We start from the raw sequence: 25799 nt of genomic DNA, 5'->3' as shown, positions 1-25799 counted from the left end.
ACCGCGACAGCCACACGCGACACCATTCACCGCAGAACCACAGCAGCACCGAGGAGATAGCGCCAGTGACGATCTACGAACACGACCGGGTGTCCGCCGGTCGCAACGACGACTCAGGATCCGACGGTCGGCAGGCTGACTCCACGCACGCCCTCGTCGACCGGCTGAGCGCCGGAGAGCCCTACGCCGTCGCCTTTGGCGGCCAGGGCAGCGCCTGGCTGGAGACTCTTGAGGAATTGGTGTCCTCGGCCGGTATCGAGGCCGAACTGGCGACCCTGGCCGGCGAGGCCGAGTTGCTGCTCGAGCCGGTGGCCGCCGAACTCGTCGTGGTGCGGCCTATCGGGTTCGAGCCGCTGCAGTGGGTTCGCGCGCTGGCCGCCGAGGAGCCGGTGCCGTCCGACAAGCAGCTGACCTCTGCTGCCGTGTCGGTGCCCGGTGTCCTGCTCACCCAGATCGCCGCGGTGCGCGCACTGGCCCGTCAGGGCATGGACCTGGCCGCCACCCCGCCGGTGGCCGTCGCCGGGCATTCCCAGGGCGTGCTGGCCGTCGAGGCCCTGGCCGCCAAGGGCGCCAGGGATGTGCAGCTGCTGGCGCTGGCGCAGCTGATCGGCGCGGCAGGCACCCTGGTGGCCCGTCGCCGCGGGATCACCGTGCTGGGTGACCGTCCGCCGATGGTGTCGGTCACCAATGCCGAGCCCGAGCGCATCTATGAACTGCTCGAAGAGTTCAGCCAGGACGTCCGCACCGTGCTGCCCCCGGTGCTGTCCATCCGCAACGGTCGGCGCTCCGTTGTGATCACCGGCACACCTGAGCAGCTGTCGCGGTTCGAGCTCTACTGCAACCAGATCGCTGAGAAGGAAGAGGCCGAGCGCAAGAGCAAAGTCCGCGGCGGCGCGGTCTTCGCTCCGGTCTTTGACCCGGTGCAGGTCGAAGTCGGTTTCCACACCCCGCGTCTGGCCGACGGCGTCGAGATCGTCGCCCGTTGGGCCGAGGCCGTCGGAATCGACGTCAAGCTCGCCCGCGAGATGGCCGAAGCCATCCTCGTCAGCCAGGTGGACTGGGTCGACGAGATCACCGAACTGCACGAGGCCGGCGCCCGCTGGATTCTGGACCTCGGCCCCGGCGACATCCTGACCCGCCTGACCGCCCCGGTGGTCCGCGGGCTCGGCATCGGGATCGTGCCCGCCGCGACCCGCGGTGGCCAGCGCAATCTGTTCACCATCGGTGCGGTGCCCGAGGTGGCCCGGCCGTGGTCGAGCTACGCCCCGACCGTGGTGAGCCTGCCCGACGGATCGGTCAAGCTTTCGACCAAATTCACCCGGCTCACCGGACGCTCGCCGATCCTGCTGGCCGGTATGACGCCCACCACAGTGGACGCCAAGATCGTCGCGGCCGCAGCAAACGCCGGCCACTGGGCCGAGCTCGCCGGCGGCGGGCAGGTCACCGAGCCGATCTTCAACGATCGCATCGCCGAATTGGGCGAGCTGCTGGAGCCCGGCCGGGCCATCCAGTTCAACACCTTGTTCCTCGATCCGTACCTGTGGAAGCTGCAGGTCGGCGGCAAGCGGCTGGTGCAGCGCGCCCGCCAGTCCGGTGCGCCGATCGACGGTGTCGTGGTCAGTGCCGGCATCCCGGACCTGGAAGAGGCCGTCGACCTGATCGGCGAACTCAATGACCTCGGCATCAGCCACGTGGTGTTCAAGCCGGGCACCGTCGAGCAGATCCGCTCGGTCATCCGGATCGCGGCCGAGGTGCCCACCAAGCCGGTGATCGTGCACATCGAGGGCGGCCGCGCCGGTGGCCACCACTCGTGGGAGGACCTCGACGACCTGCTGCTGGCCACCTACTCCGAGCTGCGCAGCCGGTCCAACATCACCATCTGCGTCGGCGGTGGCATCGGCACCCCCGAGCGGTCCGCGGAATACCTGTCCGGCCGCTGGTCGGCCACCCACGGCTACCCGCTGATGCCGATCGACGGCATTCTGGTCGGCACCGCCGCCATGGCCGCCCTTGAGGCCACCACCAGCCCGCAGGTCAAGCAGCTGCTGGTGGACACCAAGGGCACCGAGGCATGGGTCGGCGCGGGCAAGGCCTCGGGCGGCATGGCCTCCGGCCGCAGCCAGCTCGGCGCCGACATCCACGAGATCGACAACACCGCGTCGCGCTGCGGCCGGCTGCTCGACGAGGTGGCCGGTGACGCCGACGCCGTGGCCGCGCGCCGCGACGAGATCATCGCCGCGATGGCCGACACCGCCAAGCCGTACTTCGGTGATGTCGCCGACATGACCTACCTGCAGTGGCTGCGCCGCTACATCGAGCTGTCAATCGGCGAGGGCAACAGCACCGCCGACACCAAGCGTGACGACTCGCCGTGGCTGGACATCACCTGGCGCGACCGCTTCGAGCAGATGCTCAAGCGCGCCGAAGCACGTTTGCACGCACAGGATTTCGGTTCGATCGAGACGCTGTTCGATGCCGACGGCGACGGCCGGGCGCTGCTGGAGGACCCGAAGGCCGCGCTGGCCGCGCTGGTCTCGGCCTACCCGGACGCCGCTTCGGTGCGGCTTCACCCGGCCGATGTGCCGTTCTTCGTCGAGCTGTGCAAGACGTTGGGCAAGCCGGTCAACTTCGTCCCGGTGATCGACAAGGACGTGCGCCGGTGGTGGCGCAGCGACTCGCTGTGGCAGGCCCACGATGCGCGCTACGACGCCGATCAGGTGTGCGTCATCCCCGGCACCGCCGCGGTGGCCGGCATCACCCGGGTCGACGAGCCCGTCGGTGAATTGCTGGACCGCTTCGAGCAGGCCGCCGTCGACGAGGCGCTGGCCGCCGGCGCCCAGCCGCAGGCCGTGCTGTCGCGCCGTCAGGGCCGCGGCGATGTGACCGGTCCGCTGGCCGTGCTGCTCGACGCCCCCGATGTGTTGTGGGCCGGTCGCACCTCGGTCAACCCGGTGCACCGGATCGCCCCGGCCGCCGAGTGGCAGGTCCGCGAGAACCGTTCCGCCACAAACGCTTCCACCGGAGCCCGCCTTGAGGTCGCCGATGATCAGCACGTGGTGCTGTCGGTACCGCTGTCGGGAACCTGGATCGACATCCGGTTCACCCTGACCGAGGCCATCCGCAGCGGTGGCGCACCCGTCGTCGAGGTCGCCGACGCCGCGACCGCGATGCGTTCCGTGCTCGCCATCGCCGCGGGCGTCGACGGACCGGACGCGCTGCCTCCCGTCGTCGACGGGACCGCCAAGGTCACCGTCGCCTGGAACCCCGAGCAGGTCGCCGATCACACCGGCGTCACCGCCACCTTCGGTGCGCCGCTGGCGCCGACGCTCACCGTCGTCCCGGATGCCCTGGTCGGCCGTTGCTGGCCCGCGGTGTTCGCCGCGATCGGGTCGGCTGTCACCGACTCCGGATTCCCGGTCGTCGAAGGTCTGCTGAGCCTGGTGCACCTGGACCACGCCGCGCACCTGCTGGCTGCGCTGCCTGCCGAGCCCGCCGAATTGGCCGTCACCGCAACGGCTTCGGCCGCCTACGACACCGAGGTCGGCCGAGTTGTGCCGGTTTCGGTGACCGTGCGCAGCTCCGACGGCACCGAGCTGGCCAAGCTGGAGGAGCGGTTCGCCATCCGCGGCCGTACCGGCGAGGCCGAGCTGACCGACCCGGTCCGGGCCGGCGGTGCGATCTCGGACAACGCCACCGACACCCCGCGTCGTCGCCGGCGCGACGTCACGGTCGGTGCACCCGTGGACATGCGGCCGTTCGCCGTGGTGTCCGGTGACCACAACCCCATCCACACCGACCGGGCAGCCGCGCTGCTCGCTGGTCTGGAATCGCCGATCGTGCACGGCATGTGGCTGTCGGCCGCGGCGCAGCACGTCGTCACCGCCACCGACGGCAAGCCGATCCCGCCGGCCAACCTGGTCGGCTGGACCGCCCGCTTCCTGGGCATGGTCAAGCCGGGCGACGAGGTCGACTTCCGCGTCGACCGGGTCGGAATCGACGTCGGCGCAGAGGTTGTCGAGGTGCAGGCCCGCATCGGCTCGGAGCTGGTGATGGCCGCGACCGCGCGGCTCGCGGCGCCCAAGACCGTCTATGCGTTCCCCGGCCAGGGCATTCAGTCCAAGGGCATGGGCATGGAGGTCCGGGCCCGGTCCAAGGCCGCCCGCAAGGTGTGGGACAAGGCCGACAAGTTCACCCGTGACACGCTGGGCTTCTCGGTGCTGCACGTGGTCCGCGACAACCCGACGTCGCTGATCGCCTCCGGTGTGCACTACGAGCACCCCGAAGGTGTGCTGTACCTGACCCAGTTCACCCAGGTCGCGATGGCCACGACGGCTGCGGCCCAGGTCGCCGAGATGCGCGAGCAGGGCGCGTTCGTCGAGGGCGCGATCGCCTGCGGTCACTCAGTCGGCGAGTACACCGCGCTGGCCTGCGTGTCCGGCGTCATCGAGCTCGAAGGTCTGCTGGAGGCGGTGTTCCACCGTGGCTCCAAGATGCACGACATCGTGCCGCGGGATGAGCGGGGCCGGTCCAACTACCGGCTGGCTGCGATCCGGCCGTCGCAGATCGACCTCGCCGACGAGGACGTCGAGAGCTTCGTCGCCGAGATCGCCGAGCGCACAGGTGAATTCCTGCAGATCGTGAACTTCAACCTCCGCGGTTCGCAGTACGCGATCGCCGGAACCGTGCGGGGCCTGGAAGCGCTGGAGGAAGAGGTCGAGCGGCGCCGTGAGATCAGCGGCGGCAAGCGGTCCTTCATCCTGGTGCCCGGCATCGACGTGCCGTTCCACTCCAGCGTGCTGCGGGTGGGCGTGGACGACTTCCGGCGCAGCCTGGAACGCGTCCTGCCGCGCGACCGCGATCCGGAATTGGTGGTCGGGCGCTACGTCCCGAACCTGGTGCCCCGCCCGTTCACGCTGGACCGCGATTTCATCCAGGAGATCCGCGACCTGGTGCCGGCCGAGCCGCTCGACGAGATCCTCGCGGACTACGACACCTGGCGTAACGAGAAGCCCAGCGAGTTGATGCGCAAGGTCGTCATCGAGCTGCTCGCCTGGCAGTTCGCCAGCCCGGTGCGCTGGATCGAAACCCAGGACCTGCTGTTCATCGAAGAAGCTGCGGGAGGCCTCGGCGTCGAGCGGTTCGTCGAGATCGGCGTGAAGAACGCGCCGACGGTCGCCGGACTGGCCACCAACACGCTGAAGCTGCCCGAGTACGCCCACAGCACCGTCGAGGTGCTCAACGCCGAGCGCGATGCCGCGGTGCTGTTCGCCAGCGACACCGACCCGGAACCGGAGCCTGAGGTCGAAGAAGCGGCCCCGGCGGCGGCTTCTGAGGCCGCTCCTGCTGCTGAGGCCGCCCCGGCCCCGGCAGCCGCCCCGGCTGCTCCTTCCGGTGGCCCACGGCCCGACGACATCACGTTCGACGCGGCCGACGCCACCGTGGGTCTGATCGCGCTGAGCGCCAAGATGCGCATCGACCAGATCGAGGGGCTGGACTCGATCGAGTCCATCACCGACGGTGCGTCCTCGCGCCGCAATCAGCTGCTGGTGGACCTGGGCTCCGAGCTGAACCTGGGTGCCATCGACGGTGCCGCCGAGGCGGACCTGGGCGCGCTCAAGGGACAGGTCAGCAAGCTGGCCCGCACCTACAAGCCGTTCGGCCCAGTGCTCTCGGACGCCATCAACGATCAGCTGCGCACCGTGTTCGGCCCGTCGGGCAAGCGCCCGGCCTACATCGCCGAGCGCGTCACCAAGACCTGGGAGCTGGGTCCGGGCTGGGCCAAGCACGTCACCGTCGAGGTGGCGCTGGGCACCCGTGAGGGCAGCAGCGTTCGCGGCGGCGATCTGGGTGCTCTGCACCCGGGCGCGCTGGCGACTGCCGCCGACGTCGACAAGGTCATCGACGCCGCGGTCGTCGCGGTGGGCGCACGCCAGGGCGTGCCGGTGAGCCTGCCCTCGGCCGGCGGTGCCGGTGACGGCGGTGTGGTGGATTCGGCCGCGCTGAACGAGTTCGCCGAGAAGGTCACGGGTCCCGACGGCGTGCTGGCCTCGGCCGCGCGCCTGGTGCTGGGCCAGCTCGGCCTGGACGCTCCGGTCGGTGCCCCCGAGGTTGCGACCGACGCCGAGCTGATCGACCTGGTCACCACCGAACTCGGTTCGGACTGGCCGCGATTGGTGGCTCCGGCGTTCGACGCCAAGAAGGCTGTCGTGTTCGACGACCGCTGGGCCAGCGCCCGTGAGGACCTGGTCAAGCTGTGGCTGGCTGACGAGGGCGAGATCGACGCCGAGTGGCCGCGCCTGTCGGAGCGCTTCGAGGGTGCCGGACATGTCGTTGCCACGCAGGCGAATTGGTGGCAGGGCAAGGCGCTGGCCGCCGGCCGTACCATCCACGCCTCGCTGTTCGGTCGCATCGCGGCCGGCGCGGAGAACCCGGGCAAGGGCCGCTACAGCGATGAGGTCGCCGTGGTGACCGGTGCGTCGAAGGGCTCGATCGCCTCGTCGGTCGCCGGGCAGCTGCTCGACGGCGGCGCCACGGTCATCGCCACCACCTCGCGTCTGGACGACGACCGGTTGGCGTTCTACAAGGAGCTCTACCGCGAGAACGCCCGCTTCGGTGCCACCCTGTGGGTGGTCCCGGCCAACATGGCGTCCTACGCCGACATCGACAAGCTGGTCGAGTGGGTCGGTAGCGAGCAGATCGAAAGCCTTGGGCCGCAATCGATCCACCTCAAGGATGCGCAGACCCCGACGCTGCTGTTCCCGTTCGCCGCACCGCGCGTCGCCGGGGATCTGTCGGAGGCGGGTTCACGCTCCGAGATGGAGATGAAGGTGCTGTTGTGGGCCGTGCAGCGGCTCATCGGCGGGCTGTCGACGATCGGTGCCGAGCGCGACATCGCCTCACGGCTGCACGTGGTGCTGCCGGGCTCGCCCAACCGCGGCATGTTCGGCGGCGACGGCGCTTACGGCGAATCCAAGTCCGCGCTCGACGCGTTGGTGAACCGCTGGAGCGCCGAAGCTTCGTGGGCCGACCGGGTCAGCCTGGCGCACGCGCTGATCGGCTGGACCAAGGGCACCGGGCTGATGGGGCACAACGATGCCATCGTCAGCGCGGTCGAGGAGGCCGGCGTCACCACCTACACCACCGCCGAGATGGCAGCCATGCTGCTGAACCTGTGCACGGTGGACGCGAAGGTGGCCGCGGCCAACGCCCCGGTCAAGGCGGATCTGACCGGCGGACTGGGCGACATCAAGATCGACATGGCCGAGCTGGCTGCCAAGGCCCGCGAAGACATGTCCAGTGCCGCAGGCGAATCCGAGGACGACGAGGACGAAGGCGCGATCGCCGCGCTGCCGTCCCCGCCGCGTGGACACAACCCGGCCCCCGCGCCGGAGTGGGCCGATCTCGACGTCGACCCGGCCGACCTGGTGGTCATCGTCGGCGGTGCCGAACTCGGGCCGTACGGCTCGTCGCGCACCCGCTTCGAGATGGAGGTCTCCGGCGAGCTGTCGGCGGCCGGCGTGCTGGAACTGGCCTGGACGACCGGTCTGGTCAAGTGGGAAGACGATCCCAAGGCCGGCTGGTACGACACCCAGACCGGTGAGCTGGTTCCCGAATCGGAGATCGTGGAGCGCTACCACGACGCCGTGGTGGAGCGCTGCGGCATCCGCGAATTCGTCGACGACGGTGCGATCGATCCCGATCACGCCTCGCCGCTGCTGGTCAGTGTGTTCCTGGACAAGGACTTCAGCTTCGTGGTGTCCAGCGAGGCCGACGCCCGGGCGTTCGTGTCCTTCGACCCCGAGCACACTGTGGCCTTGCCGGTGCCGGATTCCGGTGACTGGCAGGTGATCCGCAAGGCGGGCACCGAGATTCGGGTTCCGCGCAAGACCAAGCTGTCGCGCACGGTCGGTGCCCAGATCCCCACCGGGTTCGACCCGACGGTGTGGGGCATCACCCCGGACATGGCCAGCTCGATCGACCGGGTGGCGCTGTGGAACATCGTGGCGACAGTGGACGCGTTCCTGTCCTCGGGTTTCACCCCGACCGAGCTGATGCGTTGGGTGCACCCGAGCCTGGTGGCCTCCACCCAGGGCACCGGCATGGGCGGCATGACCTCGATGCAGACCATGTACCACGGCAACCTGCTGGGTAAGTCCAAGCCGAACGACATCCTGCAGGAGGTGCTGCCGAACGTCGTTGCGGCACACGTCATGCAGTCCTACGTCGGCGGCTACGGCGCGATGGTCCACCCGGTCGGCGCGTGCGCCACCGCGGCGGTCTCGGTCGAGGAGGGGGTCGACAAGATCCGTCTCGGCAAGGCCGACCTGGTGGTGGCCGGCGGCTTCGACGATCTGACCCTGGAAGCCATCATCGGCTTCGGTGACATGGCGGCCACCGCCGACACCGAGATGATGCGGGCCAAGGGCATCAGCGACTCGAAGTTCTCCCGCGCCAACGACCGTCGTCGTCTCGGCTTCCTGGAAGCCCAGGGCGGTGGCACCATCCTGCTGGCCCGCGGTGATCTCGCCGTCAAGATGGGCCTGCCGGTGCTGGCCGTCGTCGGTTACGCGCAGAGCTTCGCCGACGGTGTGCACACCTCGATCCCGGCTCCGGGCCTGGGTGCCCTGGGCGCCGGGCGTGGCGGCAAGGATTCGCAGCTGGCCCGCTCGCTGGCCAAGCTGGGCGTCGGCGCCGACGACATCGCGGTGATCTCCAAGCACGACACCTCGACGCTGGCCAACGATCCCAACGAGACCGAGCTGCACGAGCGGCTGGCCGACTCGATGGGTCGCTCACAGGGTGCGCCGCTGTTCATCGTCAGCCAGAAGACGCTGACCGGGCACGCCAAGGGCGGCGCGGCGGTGTTCCAGATGATGGGTCTGTGCCAGATCCTGCGCGACGGCGTCATCCCGCCGAACCGCAGCCTGGACTGCGTCGACGACGAGCTGGCCACCTCCGGCCACTTCGTCTGGGTGCGCGAAACCCTCGACCTGCGCGGCAAGTTCCCGCTCAAGGCCGGTCTGGTCACCAGCCTCGGGTTCGGTCACGTGTCGGGCCTGGTTGCCCTGGTGCACCCGGAGGCGTTCATCGCAGCGTTGGATCCGGCCGAGCGCGACGACTACCGCAAGCGGGCCGAGCAGCGCACGCTCGCCGGTCAGCGTCGGTTGGCCGGGGCGATCGCCGGTGGGCGTCCGATGTACGAGAAGCCCGCCGATCGCCGGTTCGACCACGACGTGCCGGAGAAGCGTCAGGAAGCAGCGATGTTGCTGAATGCCGACGCTCGACTCGGTGACGACGATCTCTATGTGCGGTGAGTGCGTGCACGGAGAGGTGAGCTAGGTTCGCTTCCATGGCGATTGTGGGAGTAGGCATCGATCTGGTTTCCATACCTGAGTTCGCCGAGCAGGTAGACCGGCCGGGAACCGTATTCGCCGAGACGTTCACGCCAGGTGAGCGCCGGGACGCCGCGGACAAGAGTTCGTCGGCGGCCCGGCACCTGGCGGCCCGGTGGGCGGCCAAGGAAGCTGTGATCAAGGCCTGGTCGAGTTCACGGTTCTCCAAGCGGCCGGCCCTGCCGGAGGGGATCCACCGCGATATCGAGGTGGTCACCGACATGTGGGGCCGGCCCAAGGTGCGGCTGTCCGGTGAGATCGCCAAGCACCTTGAGACGGTGACCATTCACGTCTCGCTCACCCATGAGGCCGATACCGCCGCCGCGGTGGCCATCATCGAGGAGCTCTGACCCTTCCTCCGCGAACAGACGCCTAGGTACCCGGATCGCCCCGATTTCGGGTACCGGAGCGTCTGCTCGCGCGGGGGTGGTGACGGTCTAGTGTCGTCAGCATGGCTGATGTCGTGCAGCGGGTGCAGCAGGTGTTGCCGTCGGTTCGGTCCGACCTGGAGGACCTGGTCCGCATCCAATCGGTGTGGGCCGACCCGGCCCGGCGTGACGAAGTGCACCGCAGTGCCGAGGCGGTCGCAAAGCTGTTGTCGGAAGCGGGCTTTCCCGACGTTCGCATCGTCAGCGAAGGCGGTGCACCTGCGGTCATCGCGCACTACCCGGCACCGGCGGGAGCGCCCACGGTCTTGCTGTACGCCCATCATGACGTGCAGCCCGAAGGGGATCCGGCCCAGTGGGACTCCGCACCGTTCGAGCCCACCGAACGTAACGGCCGGCTCTACGGTCGCGGCACCGCCGACGACAAAGCTGGTATCGCAACACATCTGGCCGCGGTAAGGGCCTTCGACGGAAAGCCTCCGGTAGGCGTCACGGTGTTCGTCGAAGGCGAGGAGGAGTCCGGTTCGCCGTCACTGGGGGCATTGCTGGCTGCGCACAAAGACGCTTTGGCCGCCGACGTCATCATCATCGCCGACTCCGACAACTGGAGCACCGAGATCCCGGCGTTGACCGTGACGCTGCGTGGTCTGGCCGACTGCGTGGTCGAGGTGGCCACCCTGGATCACGGCCTGCATTCGGGCCTGTGGGGCGGCGTCGTGCCCGACGCGTTGAGCGTGCTGGTGCGACTGCTGGCTAGCCTGCACGACGACGACGGCAATGTCGCGGTCGCCGGCTTGCACCAAGCGACCGCGGCCGACGTGGACCGCGGTGCGCACTGGGTCCGCCAGGAGTCCGGCCTGTTGGACGGGGTGTCCGAAATCGGTTCCGGCTCAGTGGTGCAACGCATGTGGGCGAAGCCCGCCATCACCGTCATCGGCATCGACACCACATCCATCGACAAGTCGTCGAACACCCTGATTCCACGCGCCCGCGCCAAGATCAGCATGCGGGTCGCGCCCGGCGGCGACGCCCACTCACATCTGGAGGCGTTGACCCGTCACCTCGAAGCCCATGTCCCGTGGGGCGCTCAGGTCACCGTCACGCCCGGCGACGTCGGCCAGCCGTACGCGATCGAGGCCTCGGGGTCGGTGTATGACGCGGCCCGTTCGGCGTTCCGCACCGCCTGGGGAACCGATCCGGTGGACATGGGCATGGGCGGATCGATCCCGTTCATCGCCGAATTCGCCGAAGCATTCCCGGCCGCGACGATTCTGGTGACCGGCGTCGAGGACCCCGGCACCCAGGCGCACAGCGTGAACGAAAGCCTGCACCTGGGCGTGCTGGAGAAAGCGGCGACGGCCGAGGCGCTGTTGCTCGAAGCCCTGGGCCGTTAAGCCGTCGGTGATTCAGACGCCGTAGGGCACGTGCCGGCACCAATGGAAAGTGCTCGGCAGGAGCGACAGCACTGCGGTCAGCGCGGCGAGGATGAAGCGGGCCAGGAAATCGCCGGCAGTGCCGGGGACAAGGACCAGCACTGCCAGCGTTTGTAACGCCATCACCGACGAAACCCCGGCCAGGATGTACAGGCCGGGGATCTTACGGCGGAGCAGTTGAACCGCCCCGATCAACAGCAGAATGCCGTAGATCAGGTAAGTCGCGAAGATCAGCGTCAGTAGTCCGGTACCGCCCGACCCGGATGCCACGGCGGGGATGCCGAGAACGACTCCGACCAGCATCGAGAGTCCGCCGAGCACACCGAGCGCCGCGGCGGTTTTCGCGGTGAATGCACTCGGCGGCGGGCCGGCCTCAGTGTCCATGTCGTCCATCCTGGCGGCCTCGCGGATCAGATGGACAGATCGCGGCGCAACTTGGCGACATGACCGGTGGCGCGCACGTTGTACTGCGCGACGGCAATCTTGCCCTTTTCGTCGACGACGAACGTCGAGCGGATGACGCCCTGAACGGTCTTGCCGTACATGGTCTTTTCGCCGAATGCACCCCAGGCCGTCAGCACCTCACGACCCGGATCGGACAGCAACGGGAAGGTCAGCTCCTCCTTGTCGCGGAACTTGGCGAGCTTCTCCGGCTTGTCGGGGGAGATGCCGACGACGTCGAGTCCGGCGCCGCTGAGTTCGGCGAGGCTGTCGCGGAAATCGCACGCCTGCTTGGTGCAGCCGGGCGTCGAGGCGGCGGGGTAGAAGTACACGATGACCTTGCGGCCCTTGTAGTCGGAGAGCTTGACGACGTTGCCGTCGGCGTCGGGCAGGCTGAAAGCCGGGGCGGTGTCTCCCACCTCGAGGCGCGGGGTTGGCGGCATGCGTGTATCCCTTCTTGTCGACCGGTTCCGTTGTCATGGCGCCGGCTGATCTAGGGTAGTGCGGCAGGGCAGCACGACGTGGAGCGGCTTGGAGGAGCAAACAGTGGCGAACCGGGACCCGGAGAGCATCAAGCGGGACATCGATCAGGCTCGCGATCAACTGGCGGTGACGGTCGACTCCCTGGCCGAGCGGGCCAACCCCCAGCGTCTGGCCGACGATTTCAAGTCGGCGGTGATCGGCTTCATCAAGAAGCCAGCCGTGACTGCGTCTTTGGCCGGTGCGGGCGTGCTGGTGGTGTTCGTGGTCGTTAGACGGATCAAGCGGCGCTGAGCTGATTTGCAGGGCGCGCTGTGCGCCCTGACGTGATACACGGGCCGCTGGGCGACGTTTTGATACGCCGCCTCAGCGGCTCTGTGGTTTGATACGCCGCTCAGCGGCTCAGGCCTATTTGTGCCGCTCAGCGGCGGCGGAACAGGAGCCAGTCCGCCAACGAGAAACTCGGGGGATTGGCGACGCGTCCGAGCCGATTGCAGCTATACACCATGACGGGCTGATTCGCAGCAACAAATGCCGAGGTTGATGCAGCTGTGGGGTCGACGCCACCATCGGTAGCCATCAGCTAACACCTCTTATCTTGGCGCAACCGCCACGGGGTACCGAACCACAATGAATCAGCTAACTTGAGATTAACACGGCTTCTTGCGTCTGACCAGCGAAAGCGCTGGTATTGAATACTAGACAGTAACTTACGGCGACGTCAACATCTGACTTGCCCGGCGGCCGGTCATGTTGCGACGCAGTTATCAGCACATTGTCGGCAGGCGTCAGCGGAGTGGTTTTCCGCGTCGCCAGGGTCGCTCACCGCAAAGTAATTCGGAGGTTTGGGCGGCAGTCGTAGGGTCGGCCGCCGACGCATCCGCTGATGTCGGCGGATTCGCCGAAAGTTTGCTGTGGCTGTGGCGTCGTGTGACGTCGTGTGGCGCGGCATTGGCTCCTCTGCCGTGATTTGGTGGAGAAAACGATTGGCAAACGTGGGCTCGTCTGGTAGCCCGAGGGGTTCCGCGCAACTCGGCGCTGATCTGCCGCGGTAGCTGAAATCCGCTGCATCGCAGGGCGGGAACGGCTCTTTCTCGTGGAACCGGTTGCCAGTGCATAGGTGTCCAGCTAAGGTCGACTTCGGGTCAGGATAGGGGAGTCGGGCCTAGGTCTTCATCTCGGCCGCAACGCGGACCGAACGTTTGACAAGGGGGTATTGCGTTGCAGCTAACTTATTTTCCGTTTGCCAGGATTGCTGCATGTGCCTTCGCCGGTACAGCTGATCCCGACGGACTCATCGTCGGGATTCGCTGACAACACCCGATGGCTCATGTCGAACCTCTCGGTGGGGATGTGGGCCGTGGTCACACCGACTGGAGGTACCCATATGGCGCATGTGAGCGATGAAACCCTCGGCGATCTACGCCGGGAACTCGACCGCTTCAAAACCGAGCAGCACCGGGATAGCGGCTATGCCGCCGCGCATCTGGCAGGTGCGGTGGAGATGTTGTTGGAAGAGGCTGAACCCAGCATCGGCGACAGGCTCGCCGATCGGTATCGAGCCAGACAATAGATGTACCGCCGCAGTAACTCTCAACCCCTGAAACGCAAAAACCCTGCCGAGGCAGGGTTTTTGGTTGGTGCGCCGTCAGGGTTTCGAACCCCGGACCCGCTGATTAAGAGTCAGCTGCTCTACCAACTGAGCTAACGGCGCGCGTGAGAGAGACTAACAGGAGTTTCGCTCAACAGTGAAATCCGCTGGTGGCGGGCCTGGGGCGTGGTTCCGGTGAGCCAGGGTTCCGCGGGACCCTTAGACTATTGCCAAGAATTTGCCGTCGACCGTGCGAGGGGTAGGACGAACATGGCGCAGGCCCAGACGGTGACCCGTCCGTATCGGGGTGTGTTCCGGCGAGCGGTGGTTGCCATGGTGCCGGCGATGATGCTGGGCCTGACGGCATGCGGGGGCGAAGATCCGCAGGGGCCGCAGCCGGTGATCACCGACAAGGGCACTCCTTACGGCGATCTGCTGGTGCCCAGGGTCAATGCCTCGGTGACCGACGGCGCGGTCGGGGTGACTGTCGATGCGCCGGTCACGGTGAGCGCCGAGAACGGTGTGCTCGGCGGTGTCACCATGACCAACGAAGACGGTGTCAGCGTCGCAGGGAAGTTCAGTGCCGACGGGCTGACGTGGTCGACCACCGACCGGCTGGACTACAACGAGCAGTACACCCTCAATGCGCAGTCGCTGGGGCTGGGTGGTGTCGCCAACCGCCGGCTGCGATTCGAGACGCACTCGCCGGCGAACCTGACGATGCCCTACGTCCTGCCCAACGACGGGGAAGTGGTCGGGGTGGGACAGCCCATCGCCGTCCGCTTCGACGAGAACATCACCGACCGGGTGGCGGCTCAACGGGCCATCACGGTCAAGACCACTCCACGGGTCGAAGGCGCCTTCTATTGGCTCAACAACCGCGAAGTGCGTTGGCGTCCGGCCAAATACTGGAAGCCCGGCACCTCGGTGGACGTGTCCGTCAACACCTATGGAGTCGCGTTGGGCGACGGGTTGTTCGGCCAGGGCAACGTCACCACCCACTTCACGGTGGGCGACGAGGTGATCGCGTCCGCCGATGACAACACCAAGACGCTGACCATCCGGCGCAATGGCGAGGTCATCAAGGCCATGCCGATTTCGATGGGCAAGAACAGCTCTCCGACCAACAACGGCGTCTACATCATCGGTGATCGCTTCGACCACATGGTCATGGATTCGTCGACCTACGGGGTACCGGTCAACTCGCCCAACGGTTATCGCACCGAGGTCGACTTCGCGACTCAGATGTCCTACAGCGGTATCTACGTCCACGGGGCCCCGTGGTCGGTGGGCAGCCAGGGCTACAGCAATGTCAGCCACGGCTGCCTCAATGTCAGCACCGCCAATGCCCGCTGGTTCTACGAGAACACCAAACGCGGCGACATCGTCGAGGTGACCAACACCGTGGGTTCGGTGTTGCCGGGCACCGAGGGCCTGGGGGACTGGAACATTCCCTGGGACCAGTGGCGCACCGGCAACGCCAGCACCTGATTCTCGGCACCGCCGATTACCTGCGCGGTAATCGACAACGCGTCTCCAATCGGTGAATCTGACTGAGTCCCAGTTGATTACCGTGAAAGAGGCGATATGGCCGAGATCGACGACACCGTCACCGCATACCTGCGCACCTGGAATGCCACCGATACCGTCGAGCGGCGGGCGCTGCTGGAACAGCATTGGGCGCAGAGCGTCACCTACACCGATCCGCTGGCTGAGGTGAGCGGGCACGACGGTATCTCCGGCGCCATCGAGTCCGTCCAGGCCCAGTTCCCGGGCTATGTGTTCACACTCGTCAGCGGACCGGACGCCCACCACCAGCAGGCGCGTTTTCAGTGGGGTCTCGGTCCGCGCGATGCCGAGCCGTTGGTGGTCGGCTTCGACGTGCTGTCCACCGACCCCGAAGGACGGATACAGACCGTGCTCGGGTTCCTGGACCGGGTGCCCGCCTGACTACTTCACAGCGCGGTCCAGTGCCGCAAGCGATTCGGTGAGGAAGTCGCTGTCGAACGGCGGCATCCCGCCGATCTGGTCGCGGAAGCTCTGCGGGGTGTCGGTCCAGTCGTAGGTGATGGTGACGTCGGTCCGGTCGCCGTTGGGGGCCAGGTCGTAGCGCCAGCTCCAGCCGCCCGGTGCATGGTGGCCGGCCTCGTCGAGCTGGCCGGGCAGCCAGGCGATGGTCCGGTCCTTGTCGAACGCGGTCACCAGGTTGTGCATGACGTAATGGCCCCCGGCGGCCGGCAGGAACATGTTGATCGCGAACATCTGGCCGGTCCCGGTGATTGGCTTGGGGTCGATCGCGTCGCGCACCCAGTCGCCGGGTTCGGTGTCGCAATGCCGGGCCGGGTCGGACAGCACGGCGAACACCTGGGCCGGGGACGCGGAGATGGTCCGGGTGACGACGTAGCGTTCCTGGTCGGTTGATGCGGTCATCGAGCGTCCTTTCCATACAGGCGGGCAACATCCGGGCTGTCCAGCCAGCCCGAGTATGTGGGTTGCGATGGCCACCCTTCTGGGGAATCGAGCCATTCCTCCTGCCGGCCGTACGGCAGCAGGTCGATCAGCGCGAAGGAGTGGCTGAGCTGTTCGGTGCCGCGGCCGTTGGTGTGCCAGGTGCGGTACACGGTGTCGCCGTCACGCAGGAACACGTTGACCGCGAATCCGCCGCCCGGAGCGGCGTCGACGTCGGTACCGAACGAGCTCTCCGACGACGAGTACCAGTCCATCCGGTTACCGACCTTGTCGCGGTAGGCCAGTGCTTCGTCGATCGGTCCGTTGGTGACGATGACGAATCGGGCGTCGTAGTTGTTCAGGAAGTCGAGTCGGGTGAACTGCGACGTGAACCCCGTGCAGCCGCCGCACTGCCATTCGGCGCCGTCGGTCCACATGTGGTGGTAGGTGATCAACTGGGTGCGACCGTCGAATATGTCGGCCAGCCGCACCGGGCCGTCCGCGCCCATGAGCGTGTAGTCCGGTAGCGCCACCATCGGCAGCCGTCGTCGTGCCGCGGCGATCGCGTCCAGTTCCCGGGTGGCGGCCTTCTCGCGACGACGTAGGTCGTCGAGCGCGGTGCGCCAGGCGTGCTGGTCGACTATCGGAGGTTTTCCTGTCGTCATGAAGGGCTCCTGATTGCTGTTCGGAGAATCTCGTTCTCTTAAGTGGACCCACCGCGCGTCCGGAACTCATCGCACCCGGTAATGTCCGACGAGCGAAGGGTGGCCTAACACCTCGAGATGAACCATGGAGGTTGATCCAGAATGAGCGGTCAACGAGCCGATGCAGCCGGGCTGCGTCTCCTCGTCGTCGGTGCCTCGTCGGGCATCGGCCACGCTGTTGCGGTCAGTGCCACCGAACGCGGTGCCAAGGTCGCGGTGGCGGCACGGCGCATCGACCTGCTGAATTCCCTGGCGGAGGCGACCGGCGGGCACGCCTTCGAACTCGACGTCGAGGACTCCGCGGCGATCAGCCGAGTGGTCAACGACGCGGCGGACGCCCTGGGCGGCCTGGACGCCGTGGTGTTCACCAGCACGGTGATCCCGTTCGCCTACATCGAGGACACCGACGTAGCCACCTGGTTGCACGCATTCAGCGTCAACACCGTCGGCGCCAACAATGTGCTGCGTGCTGCGGCACCCCGACTGGCCGAGAACGGTGTGGTCCTGGTGGCGTCCAGCTACGACGTAGGCCGCCCGCGGGCCGGCGTGGCGGCGTACAGCGCCAGCAAGGCCGCCCTCGACGAGATCCTGCACTCCTGGCGCATCGAGCATCCCGAGCTGTCGCTGATCCGGGTCGGCGTCGGCCCCACCGATGACACCGAGATCCTTCGCGGCGCCGACCGCGACCTGCTGGACCAGTTGGTCACGACGTGGGTGGCCCAAGGTGCTCTGCCCGCCCGGATGTCGGCCCTGCGCGACGTCGCCAACACCCTGGTGTCGCTGGTGACCACCGCGTACGAGAATCCGACCGTGGTGCCCGAGGTCGTGCAGTTGGCGCCGCGGATCAAGAAGAAGGCCGGCGCGGTCGACGCGACGAAGTAGCGGTCGGCCGGGGTGTCCCGGCTCGATCAATTCCCGGCCGTTGTAGTGGATGCGCCGGTATCCGGCCAGGCGCATTTTGACTGCCTGACTGTTGGCCGTGGACCGTAGGTGACCGCTGTCGTCGGCCTATGCCTTTTTGAGCGTGGCTGACGTGTGGGGATTCCTCACCGTACGACTCAACGTCCGCATCTGAGCGCGGTTCTTGATTGCAACCATCACCAGATGACCTGGGCGGCAATAACTTTCACGGGTCCTTCTCGGCGCGGTGCTGTGGCGATCTTGTAGAACCTGAAGCTGCCTCCGGCCGGCGTTTCTATGAGTTTCAACAGATTCATTGATAATGACAATCATATTCAATAACTTGGACGCTTCGAGTAGACGGTCTACAAGGAGGGTTTCTCATGGCCGCGGTATGGATGGCCTCGCCGCCGGAGGTGCATTCCGCGTTGTTGAGCAGCGGCCCCGGCCCGGGAGCGCTGTTGGCCGCCGCCGGCGCGTGGTCATCGTTGAGCGTCGAATATGCCGCGATCGCAGAAGAACTCGCCACGGTGCTCGGCGGGGTACAGGCTGGTGCGTGGCAAGGTCCGAGCGCGGAACGGTATGTGGCAGCTCATCTTCCGTATCTGGCGTGGCTGTACCAGGCCGGCGCCGACAGCGCTGCGGTCGCTGCCCGGCATGAAGCCGCAGCCGCGGCCTATGCCAGTGCATTGGCGGGGATGCCCACTCTGGTCGAGTTGGCCGCCAACCATGCAAGGAACGCAGTCCTGTTGTCCACCAACTTCTTTGGTGTCAACACCATTCCCATCGCCTTGAACGAGGCTGACTACGTGCGGATGTGGATCCTCGCTGCCGCCACGATGACCGTCTATCAAGGCGTCTCTGAGGCCGCGGTGGCATCCACCCCGTCTACCCCGGCGGCGCCACGGATCCTGCACGGCGAGCATGACCACGACGACGACCACGACCATGACCATGACGATGACCACGGCCACGGAGACCTGAGCCCGCTCGACCCGCGATGGTGGCTGGAGGTCGGCCAGGAGCAGATCGAGAACATTCACTTGCTGATCGACAATCTGCTGAATGACCCCGCTGCGCTGTTGACCAACCTGCCCATGGTGTTGGCCGACATGGCTTTCCACGCGGCGCAGCTGTTGCAGGTGGTTGTCCAGCTGTCCCCGGCGCTGATTCAGCCGGCTCTGAGCATCGTGACCGCGAACCTGGGGTGGGCCATCGCAGGCTTGGCCGCAATCCAGCCGCCCGTAACCGGTGTCGCCGAGATTCCGCACGGCGCAGAACCGGGGTCCTGGCCGGCGGCCGGGGGAACATCGTCGGTTCCGAGCAGCCCGCCGGCTCCGACTACGCCCTCCGCTCCGGCGGCCCCCTCGGCCGGGGCGTCGGCAACCACAACCGCCACCTCCGCGCCGGCGCCATCCGCCGCCCCGGGCGGTGGGCCGGGGTTCTTCCCGCCGTACCTGATCGGCGCGGTCGGTGTCGGCGTCCCCGCCGCGGCACGAGCCAACGCCTCGGCCATCGCCAAGAAGAAAGCCTCCGAACCCGATATCGCTGCGGCCGCTGCCGGGGAATCAGCCCGAGAGGCGCGGGCCCGTCGGCGTCGACGAGCCGGGATGCGGGACCGAGGCCATGGCAACGAGTACATGGACCTCCAGGCCGATCCGCAGGAGACCGCCTCCCCGGGGGCGGCGCAGACGGTGTCGGATCGCGGTGCGGGGCCCATGGGCTTTTCCGGTGTGCTCGACAAGGCAGACACGACGACGACGGGGTTGACGACGTTGGGCGATGGGGGGTTCGGGGACGGTCCGAGCGCGCCGATGCTGCCGTCGACCTGGGATCCAGACGCGAAGGATTGAGTGCGCGCCGTAGGCGGTGAGACGAGTCATGCTTGTCGTCTGGTCCCGCTGATAGCTGCAACACTCGGTGCGTGCAATGGGACTGGCTTTTTCTGACGGCGATGTCATGCGCACTTGTGGGCTGGCTGTTGCGCCTCACAAGGTCCGATGCCCCGCGTCTGCAACTCGCGGCCAACATTCTGCTGATCGGTGGATTGACTGTCGTCGCAGCCGTCGTGGCGCTGTACGTGGCGTTCTTCGCCCTGCTGCTCTACTGCCCGGCGGCCTGGATCTTCGATGACGGCTGGCCGTTGACCGCGACGGTCTGGTTGCAGGCGACATTGATGATCGTGGCGGTCGTGGCCGCATTGCGGCGCAAGCTGGTCAGCCGGCTACCGGTGCTGGTGTTCGTCGTGACGACGCTGGGATTTGGTGCCTGGCTGTTTCTGCATCCGTGGGAGTGGGTTCCACGTCCGAGCTGAGTGGCGCGGGCAATGAACGCCGGCAATGAAACAGAAACGCCGCCTGCTTGCGCAGACGGCGTTCCCGATATCGGGGTGGCTGACGGGACTCGAACCCGCGACAGCCAGGATCACAACCTGGTGCTCTACCAACTGAACTACAGCCACCATCGCCGGTCAGCCTTTCGGCATATGCGGCTCGTAGATACTAACTGCTCGGGTGCTGTAGCGCCGAATCGGTTTCTGGCGCGTCGTCCTTCGGCGGGCCGAGCTCGGCCGCGATCGCAGCAATATCGCTGGTAGACGGCCCGGGCTGGGCGACGAACGCGGTCGAGCGGTAGTACTTGAGTTCGCGGATCGACTCGTGGATATCGGCCAGGGCGCGGTGGGCGAGGCCTTTTTCGGGCTGGCCGAAGTAGATCCGGGGGTACCAGCGGCGGCACAGTTCCTTGATCGAGCTGACGTCGATCATGCGGTAGTGCAGGTAATCGTCGAGTTTGGCCATGTCGCGGGCGATGAAGCCGCGGTCGGTGGCGATGGAGTTGCCGGCCAGGGGAGCGGCCTTGGCCGTCTTGACGTGGCCGCGGATGTAATCGAGCACCATCTCTTCGGCGGTGGCCACATCGACGGTCGACCGCCGAACTTCTTCGATCAGCCCGGACCGAGTGTGCATCTGTTTGACCACGTCGACCATGGAAGACAGCGCCTCGTCGTCGGTGTGAATGACCACGTCCAGGCCGTCACCGAGGATGTTCAGGTCTGCATCGGTGACCAGAACCGCGATCTCGATCAGCCGATCGGACTTGAGGTCCAGGCCGGTCATCTCACAATCGATCCATACCAGTTCGTCTCGCACGAAGATCCACAGTATTCCCATACCGGGCGAGGGGTTGCCACACCCACCACGCGCGCCGCCCGGCAAGTAGTGTCAGACCCCGATTGGCTCGTTCGCGAAAACTGGGAGGACCGCGGCATGACCACCGAATCGACAGCTACCCCCGCGCAGCAGATCGCTGCGGGTTACGCAGTCGAAGGCCAGGCATTGGAATTGGGAACGGTAGTAGTCGACGGCGCCGTCGACCCGGCCGCGCAGGTCCGCATCCCGTTGGCCACGGTCAACCGGCACGGGTTGATCGCGGGTGCCACCGGTACCGGTAAGACCAAGACGTTGCAGGTGATCGCCGAGCAGCTCTCGGCGGCCGGCGTTCCGGTGCTGATGGCCGACGTCAAGGGCGACTTGTCCGGCCTGGCCCGCCCCGGAACCGCCAACGACAAGACCGATCAGCGCGCCAAGGACACCGGTGACAGCTGGACGCCGACGGCGTTCCCGGTGGAGTTCCTGTCGCTGGGCACCGAGGGCATCGGGGTTCCGGTCCGGGCCACCATCACCAGCTTCGGCCCGATCTTGCTGTCAAAGGTATTGGGGCTCAACGCTACTCAGGAGTCCACCCTGGGGTTGATCTTCCACTGGGCCGACCAGAAGGGTCTGCCGCTGCTGGATATCAAGGATCTGCGTTCGGTAATCCAGTACCTCACCAGCGACGAGGGTAAACCCGAGCTCAAAGCGCTCGGCGCGGTGTCGCCGACCACCGCGGGGGTCATCCTGCGCGCGCTGGTCAACCTCGAGGCCGAGGGTGCCGACACCTTCTTCGGGGAGCCGGAGCTGGAACCCAAGGATCTGCTGCGGACCGATGCCCAGGGCCGCGGCATCATCACGTTGCTGGAATTGGGCGCCCAGGCGGCGCGGCCGGTGATGTTCTCCACCTTCCTGATGTGGGTGCTGGCCGACCTGTTCACCACGTTGCCCGAGATCGGCGATGTCGACAAACCCAAGTTGGTGTTCTTCTTCGACGAGGCGCATCTGCTGTTCAACGACGCCTCCAAGGCTTTCCTCGATCAGGTGGAGCAGACGGTCAAGCTGATCCGCTCCAAGGGCGTCGGCGTGTTTTTCTGCACCCAGCTGCCCACCGACATCCCCAACAACGTGCTGTCCCAGCTGGGCGCCCGGGTGCAGCATGCGTTGCGCGCCTTCACACCTGATGACCAGAAGGCCCTGTCGAAGACGGTGCGCACCTACCCCAAGACCGATGTCTACGACCTGGAGAACGCACTGACGTCGTTGGGTATCGGCGAGGCGGTCGTCACCGTGCTCTCGGAGAAGGGTGCGCCGACGCCGGTGGCCTGGACTCGGATGCGGGCGCCGCGGTCGTTGATGGACACGATTGGCACAGACGCGATCACAGCGGCCGCCAAGGCCAGCCCGCTGCAGGCCACCTATGGCCAGACCGTGGACCGTGATTCGGCGTACGAGCGGCTGGCCGCCAAACTGGCCCCGCCGCCGTCGGCCGAGGATCCGGGCGGCTTCGCCGGGGTCGAGGCCTCAGGTGAGATCGAGGCGATGCCCGCCCCCGCACAGCCCCAAGAGCCGGGGATGCTCGAGCAGGTGATCAAGAGTTCGGCGTTCAAGAGCGCCATGCGTTCGGCGGGCACCGTCATCGGCCGCGAGATCACCCGCAGCATCTTCGGGACCGGCCGCCGCCGCTGAGCGGCGAATCAGGCGCAGCTGAGCGCAGCACCGCTTTCCACGTCAGGGTCGTCGTCCGTGAGGATCAACAGCCCTGGCGTAGAAAACGGCGCCGAGAAGCCGAGAAGCGCGAGAAGGCGAGAAGTTGAGAAGCCGAGAAGCGCAAGAAAACTAGCCGCCGCCGAGCTTCTTGTAGACAGCGCCGACGATCGGCGTGACGATGCCGCGCGGCGCGTAGCCGCTGGCCATCGACATGGCCTTGGACGTGACGCCGGGAACCACGCGCATCTTGTTCTTGTCGAGGCCGTCCAATGAGAGCTTGGCGGTGTATTCGGTTGAGATCCACAGGAAGTCGGGGATCAGTCGTTCGACCAGGGACTGCTCGGACGCGTCGGGCAGCTCGGTGCGGACCGGGCCCGGCGCCAGCACGGTGACGTGCACGCCCGCGCCCTTGAGCTCGCCGCGCAGCGACTCGCTGAACGTGTTGGCGAACGCCTTGGACGCCGCGTAGGTGGCGTTGTTGGGGATCGGTGAGTTGCCTGCCGCCGATCCGGAGGTCAGGATGCCGCCGGAGCCGCGCTTGACCATGCCGGGCAGCACCGCCAGGACCAGATCGTGCACGCCGAGCACGTTCAGCTGCACCTGCGCCTTCTCGCCGGCCGGATCGAGGTCGACGACCGGGCCGAAGGTCGCGGTGCCCGCATTGGCGCACAGGATCGAGATTTCGCGCTGGGCCAGTTCGTCGCACAGGACGCCTCGGGCCGTGGGGTCGACGAGGTCGACGGCACGTACCTCAACGATCACGCCGTAGCGCTCGGTGAGACGTTGCGCCAGTGACGTCAGCACGTCCTCCCGTCGCGCGGTGATGATGAGGTTGTGGCCGCGGGCGGCGAGTTCGGTGGCCAACGCTTCGCCGATGTTCTGCGAGGCGCCGGTGACCACGGCACGGGCATCCGGACTGGGTGCGGGTACTGGCATGCGGCCAATCCTAAGAGGAGCGGGAGGCCATAAGGTGGCGGGCATGACGAACCCAGGGCGAGCGAGGGTGCTCGCGTGGGCATTGTGGGACTGCGGCGCGACGGGCCTCAACGCCATCGTCGTCACCTTCGTGTTCTCGGTGTACCTGACCGGCAGCGTCGGCGCGGATCTCCCCGGGGACACCACGCCGGCCAGCTGGCTGGGCCGGGCCATGACGGTCGCCGGTCTCATGGTGGCCCTGCTGGCCCCCGTGACGGGTATCTGGGTCGACGCGCCGCAGCGGCGGCGCGGGGTGCTGGCCGTGATGACCGGTGCGGCCGTGATGTTGACGGCGGCGATGAGCCTGATCCGTGACGATCACCGCTACCTGATGCCCGGCCTCATCCTGCTGGCCTGCACCGCAGCCTGCAACGAGCTGGCCACCGTGCCCTACAACGCCATGCTGCGACAGCTGTCCACTCCCGAGACGTCCGGCCGGACCTCCGGGCTGGGCCTGGCGTTGGGCTATGCCGGCAGCGTCGTGCTGTTGCTGCTGGCCTACGTCGGGTTCATCGCCGGTGACGGGGACACCCGTGGCCTGCTGGGCATTCCGGCCGCAGACGGGCAGAACGTGCGGGCGGTGATGCTGCTCACCGCGGTCTGGTTCGTGTTGTTCGCGCTGCCGATCTTCATCGTGGTGCCGCGGGTGACCGACGCAGTCCCGGTCGAACGCATCGGCTTCTTCGGTGCCTACCGCAAGTTGTGGGCCGAGATCCGCAGTGAATGGCAGCGCGACCGCAATGTCGTCTACTACCTGGTGGCGAGCGCGGTGTTCCGCGACGGGTTGGCCGGGGTCTTCGCGTTCGGAGCGGTGCTGGGTGTCAACGTCTACGGCATCTCGCAGGCGGACGTGTTGTTGTTCGGGATCAGTGCCTGCGTGATCGCGGCAGTCGGGGCTGTCAGCGGTGGCCTGCTCGATGATCGGGTGGGCTCCAAGCCCGTCATCGTCGGATCTCTGGTCTGCCTCATCGTGGTGGCGCTGTCCCTGCTCATGCTGTCAGGACCGGTGGCCTTCTGGGTGTGTGGCCTGCTGCTGTGCCTGTTCATCGGGCCGACGCTGTCCTCGGCGCGCACCTTGATGCTGCGGATCACCGCGGACGGCAAGGAAGGCGTGGCGTTCGGGCTCTACACGACCGTCGGACGCGCGGCCTCGTTCCTGGCCCCGTGGCTGTTCTTCACCTTCATCGACTTCTTCGGCGCCGACCGCGCCGGGATGGGCGGTCTGGTCCTGGTGTTGGTCGTGGGACTGGCGGGCATGCTCGCCGTGCGGGTGCCCGCACGGCAGCCCGGTCCCGCCGTACCGACACCGTGAGCCCACGGAGACTTACCGACTCCGTCGGCTCACGGTTCAGGGAGTGCCGACGCAGATCGTGATTCCCGAGCCGGTGCGGTGCTGGGTCTGCACACCGTTGACGGTCACGGAGCAGGCGACGTCAGGGCCGAAGTTCACGACGCTCACACTGGCGGTTTCGGTCGCGGGTGCGGCGAGCTCGACCTGCTTGCTCCACGGCAGCGGGACGTTGAACTCGGTCTGGAGCATGTTGCCGGTGTCCAGGTAGGTGATGTTGATGGCCCGGCCCTCGCCGGTGACCTCGTAGGTGACGCTCTCGGTGGGCCCACCAGGGGTGGTCGCCGTGGGCGGCGCGGTGGTGGGCGCCGGGATCGTGCGCGGAGCGCGCGAGGTCGTGGTGGGCGCCGTCGGCGACACGCTGAAGCTTGGTTGCGGGGTGATCGGCTGCGGTGCGACCACGGTCTCCTGGCTTGACCCGTTGGCGATCACCAGCGCGATGACGAGGCCCAGGACCACCAGGATCGCGACCGCCGCCAGGATCCACAGCCAGAGCCGGGGTTCGTGGTTGTCGGGCTCCGGCGGGGCAGGGGTGCCCGGCGGTGGGGAACCGGCCCCGTATTGGCCGGTTGCGCCTGCGTCGTATCCGTAGGGAGGGTAGGACGGCAGCTGTTGGGTGGGATTCGGCGCCGAGGATCCAGCCGGTGGCGCCGGATTGGGTACAGCCGGGTACGAGCCCTGATACGGCGGCTGGTTCGAGTACGCCGGATCGGGATAGTCCACGGGGTAGCCGCTACCGAACGATTGGGTCGGCTCGGATCCGTCGCGGCGTGGTGAATCGGTCATGCCCACCTCATGGCTGCGAGGGTACCTGTGCGGATGCTCAGTCCGCTGCGGCCGAG

At 67.2% G+C, this 25799-nt stretch carries 19 protein-coding genes and 2 tRNA genes; 12 read left to right on the top strand and 9 right to left on the bottom strand.

The window, feature by feature from the left end; translation table 11 throughout:
• Positions 1-65: 65 nt before the first annotated feature.
• From ACWEFV_RS29605 to ACWEFV_RS29595, 3 genes are all read left to right on the top strand, one after another.
• Positions 66-9314 (top strand): fatty acid synthase subunit beta domain-containing protein, encoded by a 9249-nt coding sequence (locus ACWEFV_RS29605; protein WP_450072793.1) that lies wholly within the window; start codon positions 66-68, stop codon positions 9312-9314.
• Positions 9315-9349: 35 nt separating this feature from the next.
• Positions 9350-9742, top strand: coding sequence for a holo-ACP synthase AcpS (gene acpS, locus ACWEFV_RS29600; protein ID WP_029110067.1), 393 nt, complete (start codon positions 9350-9352; stop codon positions 9740-9742).
• 101 nt (positions 9743-9843) lie between these two features.
• A complete protein-coding gene (locus ACWEFV_RS29595) occupies positions 9844-11172 on the top strand; it encodes a M20/M25/M40 family metallo-hydrolase (RefSeq protein WP_450072792.1) in 1329 nt (442 codons plus the stop codon).
• A gap of 12 nt (positions 11173-11184) precedes the next feature.
• Here the strand turns inward: ACWEFV_RS29595 and ACWEFV_RS29590 are convergent, their stop codons facing one another.
• Positions 11185-11595, bottom strand: a complete 411-nt coding sequence (locus ACWEFV_RS29590) for a hypothetical protein (protein ID WP_450072791.1) — start codon at positions 11593-11595, stop codon at positions 11185-11187.
• A gap of 26 nt (positions 11596-11621) precedes the next feature.
• Positions 11622-12095 carry a thioredoxin-dependent thiol peroxidase gene (gene bcp, locus ACWEFV_RS29585; RefSeq protein WP_135456588.1) on the bottom strand — a complete coding sequence of 158 codons (474 nt, stop codon included), beginning with the start codon at positions 12093-12095 and terminating at the stop codon, positions 11622-11624.
• A gap of 103 nt (positions 12096-12198) precedes the next feature.
• Here bcp and ACWEFV_RS29580 point away from each other — a divergent pair, with 103 nt between their 5' ends.
• Positions 12199-12426 (top strand): DUF3618 domain-containing protein, encoded by a 228-nt coding sequence (locus tag ACWEFV_RS29580; RefSeq protein ID WP_044524135.1) that lies wholly within the window; start codon positions 12199-12201, stop codon positions 12424-12426.
• 1093 nt (positions 12427-13519) lie between these two features.
• Positions 13520-13705 carry a hypothetical protein gene (locus ACWEFV_RS29575; protein WP_167857918.1) on the top strand — a complete coding sequence of 62 codons (186 nt, stop codon included), beginning with the start codon at positions 13520-13522 and terminating at the stop codon, positions 13703-13705.
• A gap of 65 nt (positions 13706-13770) precedes the next feature.
• On the opposite strand, the gene ACWEFV_RS29570 is transcribed toward ACWEFV_RS29575, so the two are convergent.
• Positions 13771-13846, bottom strand: a tRNA-Lys gene (locus ACWEFV_RS29570).
• 147 nt (positions 13847-13993) lie between these two features.
• On the opposite strand from ACWEFV_RS29570, the gene ACWEFV_RS29565 reads away from it, so the two are divergent.
• Together ACWEFV_RS29565 and ACWEFV_RS29560 are read left to right on the top strand one after the other, a co-directional pair.
• Complete coding sequence (locus ACWEFV_RS29565) at positions 13994-15214, top strand: L,D-transpeptidase (protein ID WP_167857917.1); 1221 nt, start codon at positions 13994-13996, stop codon at positions 15212-15214.
• Between the two features lie 96 nt (positions 15215-15310).
• Complete coding sequence (locus ACWEFV_RS29560; protein ID WP_450072790.1) at positions 15311-15673, top strand: nuclear transport factor 2 family protein; 363 nt, start codon at positions 15311-15313, stop codon at positions 15671-15673.
• On the opposite strand, the gene ACWEFV_RS29555 is transcribed toward ACWEFV_RS29560, so the two are convergent.
• Together ACWEFV_RS29555 and ACWEFV_RS29550 are read right to left on the bottom strand one after the other, a co-directional pair.
• Entirely contained in the window at positions 15674-16153 is a 480-nt protein-coding gene (locus ACWEFV_RS29555) for an ATPase (RefSeq protein ID WP_450072789.1), read from the bottom strand. It lies immediately after the preceding gene.
• Positions 16150-16836 (bottom strand): DUF899 domain-containing protein, encoded by a 687-nt coding sequence (locus ACWEFV_RS29550; protein ID WP_450072788.1) that lies wholly within the window; start codon positions 16834-16836, stop codon positions 16150-16152. Before ACWEFV_RS29550 ends, ACWEFV_RS29555 begins: the two co-directional genes overlap by 4 nt.
• 141 nt (positions 16837-16977) lie before the next feature.
• Between ACWEFV_RS29550 and ACWEFV_RS29545 the strand changes: the two genes are divergently transcribed.
• The 3 genes from ACWEFV_RS29545 (at position 16978) to ACWEFV_RS29535 (ending at position 20089) form a co-directional block, all read left to right on the top strand.
• A complete protein-coding gene (locus tag ACWEFV_RS29545) occupies positions 16978-17757 on the top strand; it encodes an SDR family oxidoreductase (protein ID WP_450072787.1) in 780 nt (259 codons plus the stop codon).
• Between the two features lie 401 nt (positions 17758-18158).
• Positions 18159-19628: a PPE domain-containing protein gene (locus ACWEFV_RS29540; RefSeq protein ID WP_450072786.1), complete on the top strand. Its 1470-nt coding sequence runs from the start codon at positions 18159-18161 to the stop codon at positions 19626-19628.
• Positions 19629-19729: 101 nt separating this feature from the next.
• A complete protein-coding gene (locus tag ACWEFV_RS29535; RefSeq protein WP_135456576.1) occupies positions 19730-20089 on the top strand; it encodes a hypothetical protein in 360 nt (119 codons plus the stop codon).
• A 74-nt stretch (positions 20090-20163) separates the two neighbouring features.
• Here ACWEFV_RS29535 and ACWEFV_RS29530 read toward each other — a convergent pair.
• Together ACWEFV_RS29530 and orn are read right to left on the bottom strand one after the other, a co-directional pair.
• A tRNA-His gene (locus ACWEFV_RS29530) sits at positions 20164-20236 on the bottom strand.
• A gap of 40 nt (positions 20237-20276) precedes the next feature.
• A complete protein-coding gene (gene orn / locus ACWEFV_RS29525; RefSeq protein ID WP_167857916.1) occupies positions 20277-20924 on the bottom strand; it encodes an oligoribonuclease in 648 nt (215 codons plus the stop codon).
• Positions 20925-21041: 117 nt separating this feature from the next.
• Here orn and ACWEFV_RS29520 point away from each other — a divergent pair, with 117 nt between their 5' ends.
• Complete coding sequence (locus tag ACWEFV_RS29520) at positions 21042-22613, top strand: helicase HerA-like domain-containing protein (RefSeq protein ID WP_450072785.1); 1572 nt, start codon at positions 21042-21044, stop codon at positions 22611-22613.
• A 150-nt stretch (positions 22614-22763) separates the two neighbouring features.
• Here ACWEFV_RS29520 and cmrA read toward each other — a convergent pair whose 3' ends face one another.
• Positions 22764-23570 carry a mycolate reductase gene (gene cmrA, locus ACWEFV_RS29515; protein WP_135456570.1) on the bottom strand — a complete coding sequence of 269 codons (807 nt, stop codon included), beginning with the start codon at positions 23568-23570 and terminating at the stop codon, positions 22764-22766.
• A gap of 43 nt (positions 23571-23613) precedes the next feature.
• On the opposite strand from cmrA, the gene ACWEFV_RS29510 reads away from it, so the two are divergent.
• Positions 23614-24921: an MFS transporter gene (locus ACWEFV_RS29510; protein ID WP_450072784.1), complete on the top strand. Its 1308-nt coding sequence runs from the start codon at positions 23614-23616 to the stop codon at positions 24919-24921.
• Between the two features lie 36 nt (positions 24922-24957).
• Here ACWEFV_RS29510 and ACWEFV_RS29505 read toward each other — a convergent pair whose 3' ends face one another.
• Positions 24958-25743, bottom strand: coding sequence for an MmpS family transport accessory protein (locus tag ACWEFV_RS29505; protein ID WP_450072783.1), 786 nt, complete (start codon positions 25741-25743; stop codon positions 24958-24960).
• Positions 25744-25799: the final 56 nt, after the last annotated feature.

This window comes from Mycobacterium sp. NPDC004974 (assembly GCF_053600815.1).
This window is presented reverse-complemented; position numbering and strand designations above follow the sequence as displayed.

Coding starts and splice junctions, on each gene's coding strand:
- ACWEFV_RS29555 (WP_450072789.1), bottom strand. CDS start 16,153: ATGACCGCATCAACCGACCAGGAACGCTACGTCGTCACCCGGACCATC.
- bcp (WP_135456588.1), bottom strand. CDS start 12,095: ATGCCGCCAACCCCGCGCCTCGAGGTGGGAGACACCGCCCCGGCTTTC.
- ACWEFV_RS29505 (WP_450072783.1), bottom strand. CDS start 25,743: ATGACCGATTCACCACGCCGCGACGGATCCGAGCCGACCCAATCGTTC.
- ACWEFV_RS29560 (WP_450072790.1), top strand. CDS start 15,311: ATGGCCGAGATCGACGACACCGTCACCGCATACCTGCGCACCTGGAAT.
- ACWEFV_RS29590 (WP_450072791.1), bottom strand. CDS start 11,595: ATGGACACTGAGGCCGGCCCGCCGCCGAGTGCATTCACCGCGAAAACC.
- ACWEFV_RS29520 (WP_450072785.1), top strand. CDS start 21,042: ATGACCACCGAATCGACAGCTACCCCCGCGCAGCAGATCGCTGCGGGT.
- ACWEFV_RS29595 (WP_450072792.1), top strand. CDS start 9,844: ATGGCTGATGTCGTGCAGCGGGTGCAGCAGGTGTTGCCGTCGGTTCGG.
- cmrA (WP_135456570.1), bottom strand. CDS start 23,570: ATGCCAGTACCCGCACCCAGTCCGGATGCCCGTGCCGTGGTCACCGGC.
- ACWEFV_RS29510 (WP_450072784.1), top strand. CDS start 23,614: ATGACGAACCCAGGGCGAGCGAGGGTGCTCGCGTGGGCATTGTGGGAC.
- ACWEFV_RS29535 (WP_135456576.1), top strand. CDS start 19,730: ATGTCATGCGCACTTGTGGGCTGGCTGTTGCGCCTCACAAGGTCCGAT.
- ACWEFV_RS29565 (WP_167857917.1), top strand. CDS start 13,994: ATGGCGCAGGCCCAGACGGTGACCCGTCCGTATCGGGGTGTGTTCCGG.
- ACWEFV_RS29575 (WP_167857918.1), top strand. CDS start 13,520: ATGGCGCATGTGAGCGATGAAACCCTCGGCGATCTACGCCGGGAACTC.
- ACWEFV_RS29550 (WP_450072788.1), bottom strand. CDS start 16,836: ATGACGACAGGAAAACCTCCGATAGTCGACCAGCACGCCTGGCGCACC.
- ACWEFV_RS29545 (WP_450072787.1), top strand. CDS start 16,978: ATGAGCGGTCAACGAGCCGATGCAGCCGGGCTGCGTCTCCTCGTCGTC.
- acpS (WP_029110067.1), top strand. CDS start 9,350: ATGGCGATTGTGGGAGTAGGCATCGATCTGGTTTCCATACCTGAGTTC.
- ACWEFV_RS29540 (WP_450072786.1), top strand. CDS start 18,159: ATGGCCGCGGTATGGATGGCCTCGCCGCCGGAGGTGCATTCCGCGTTG.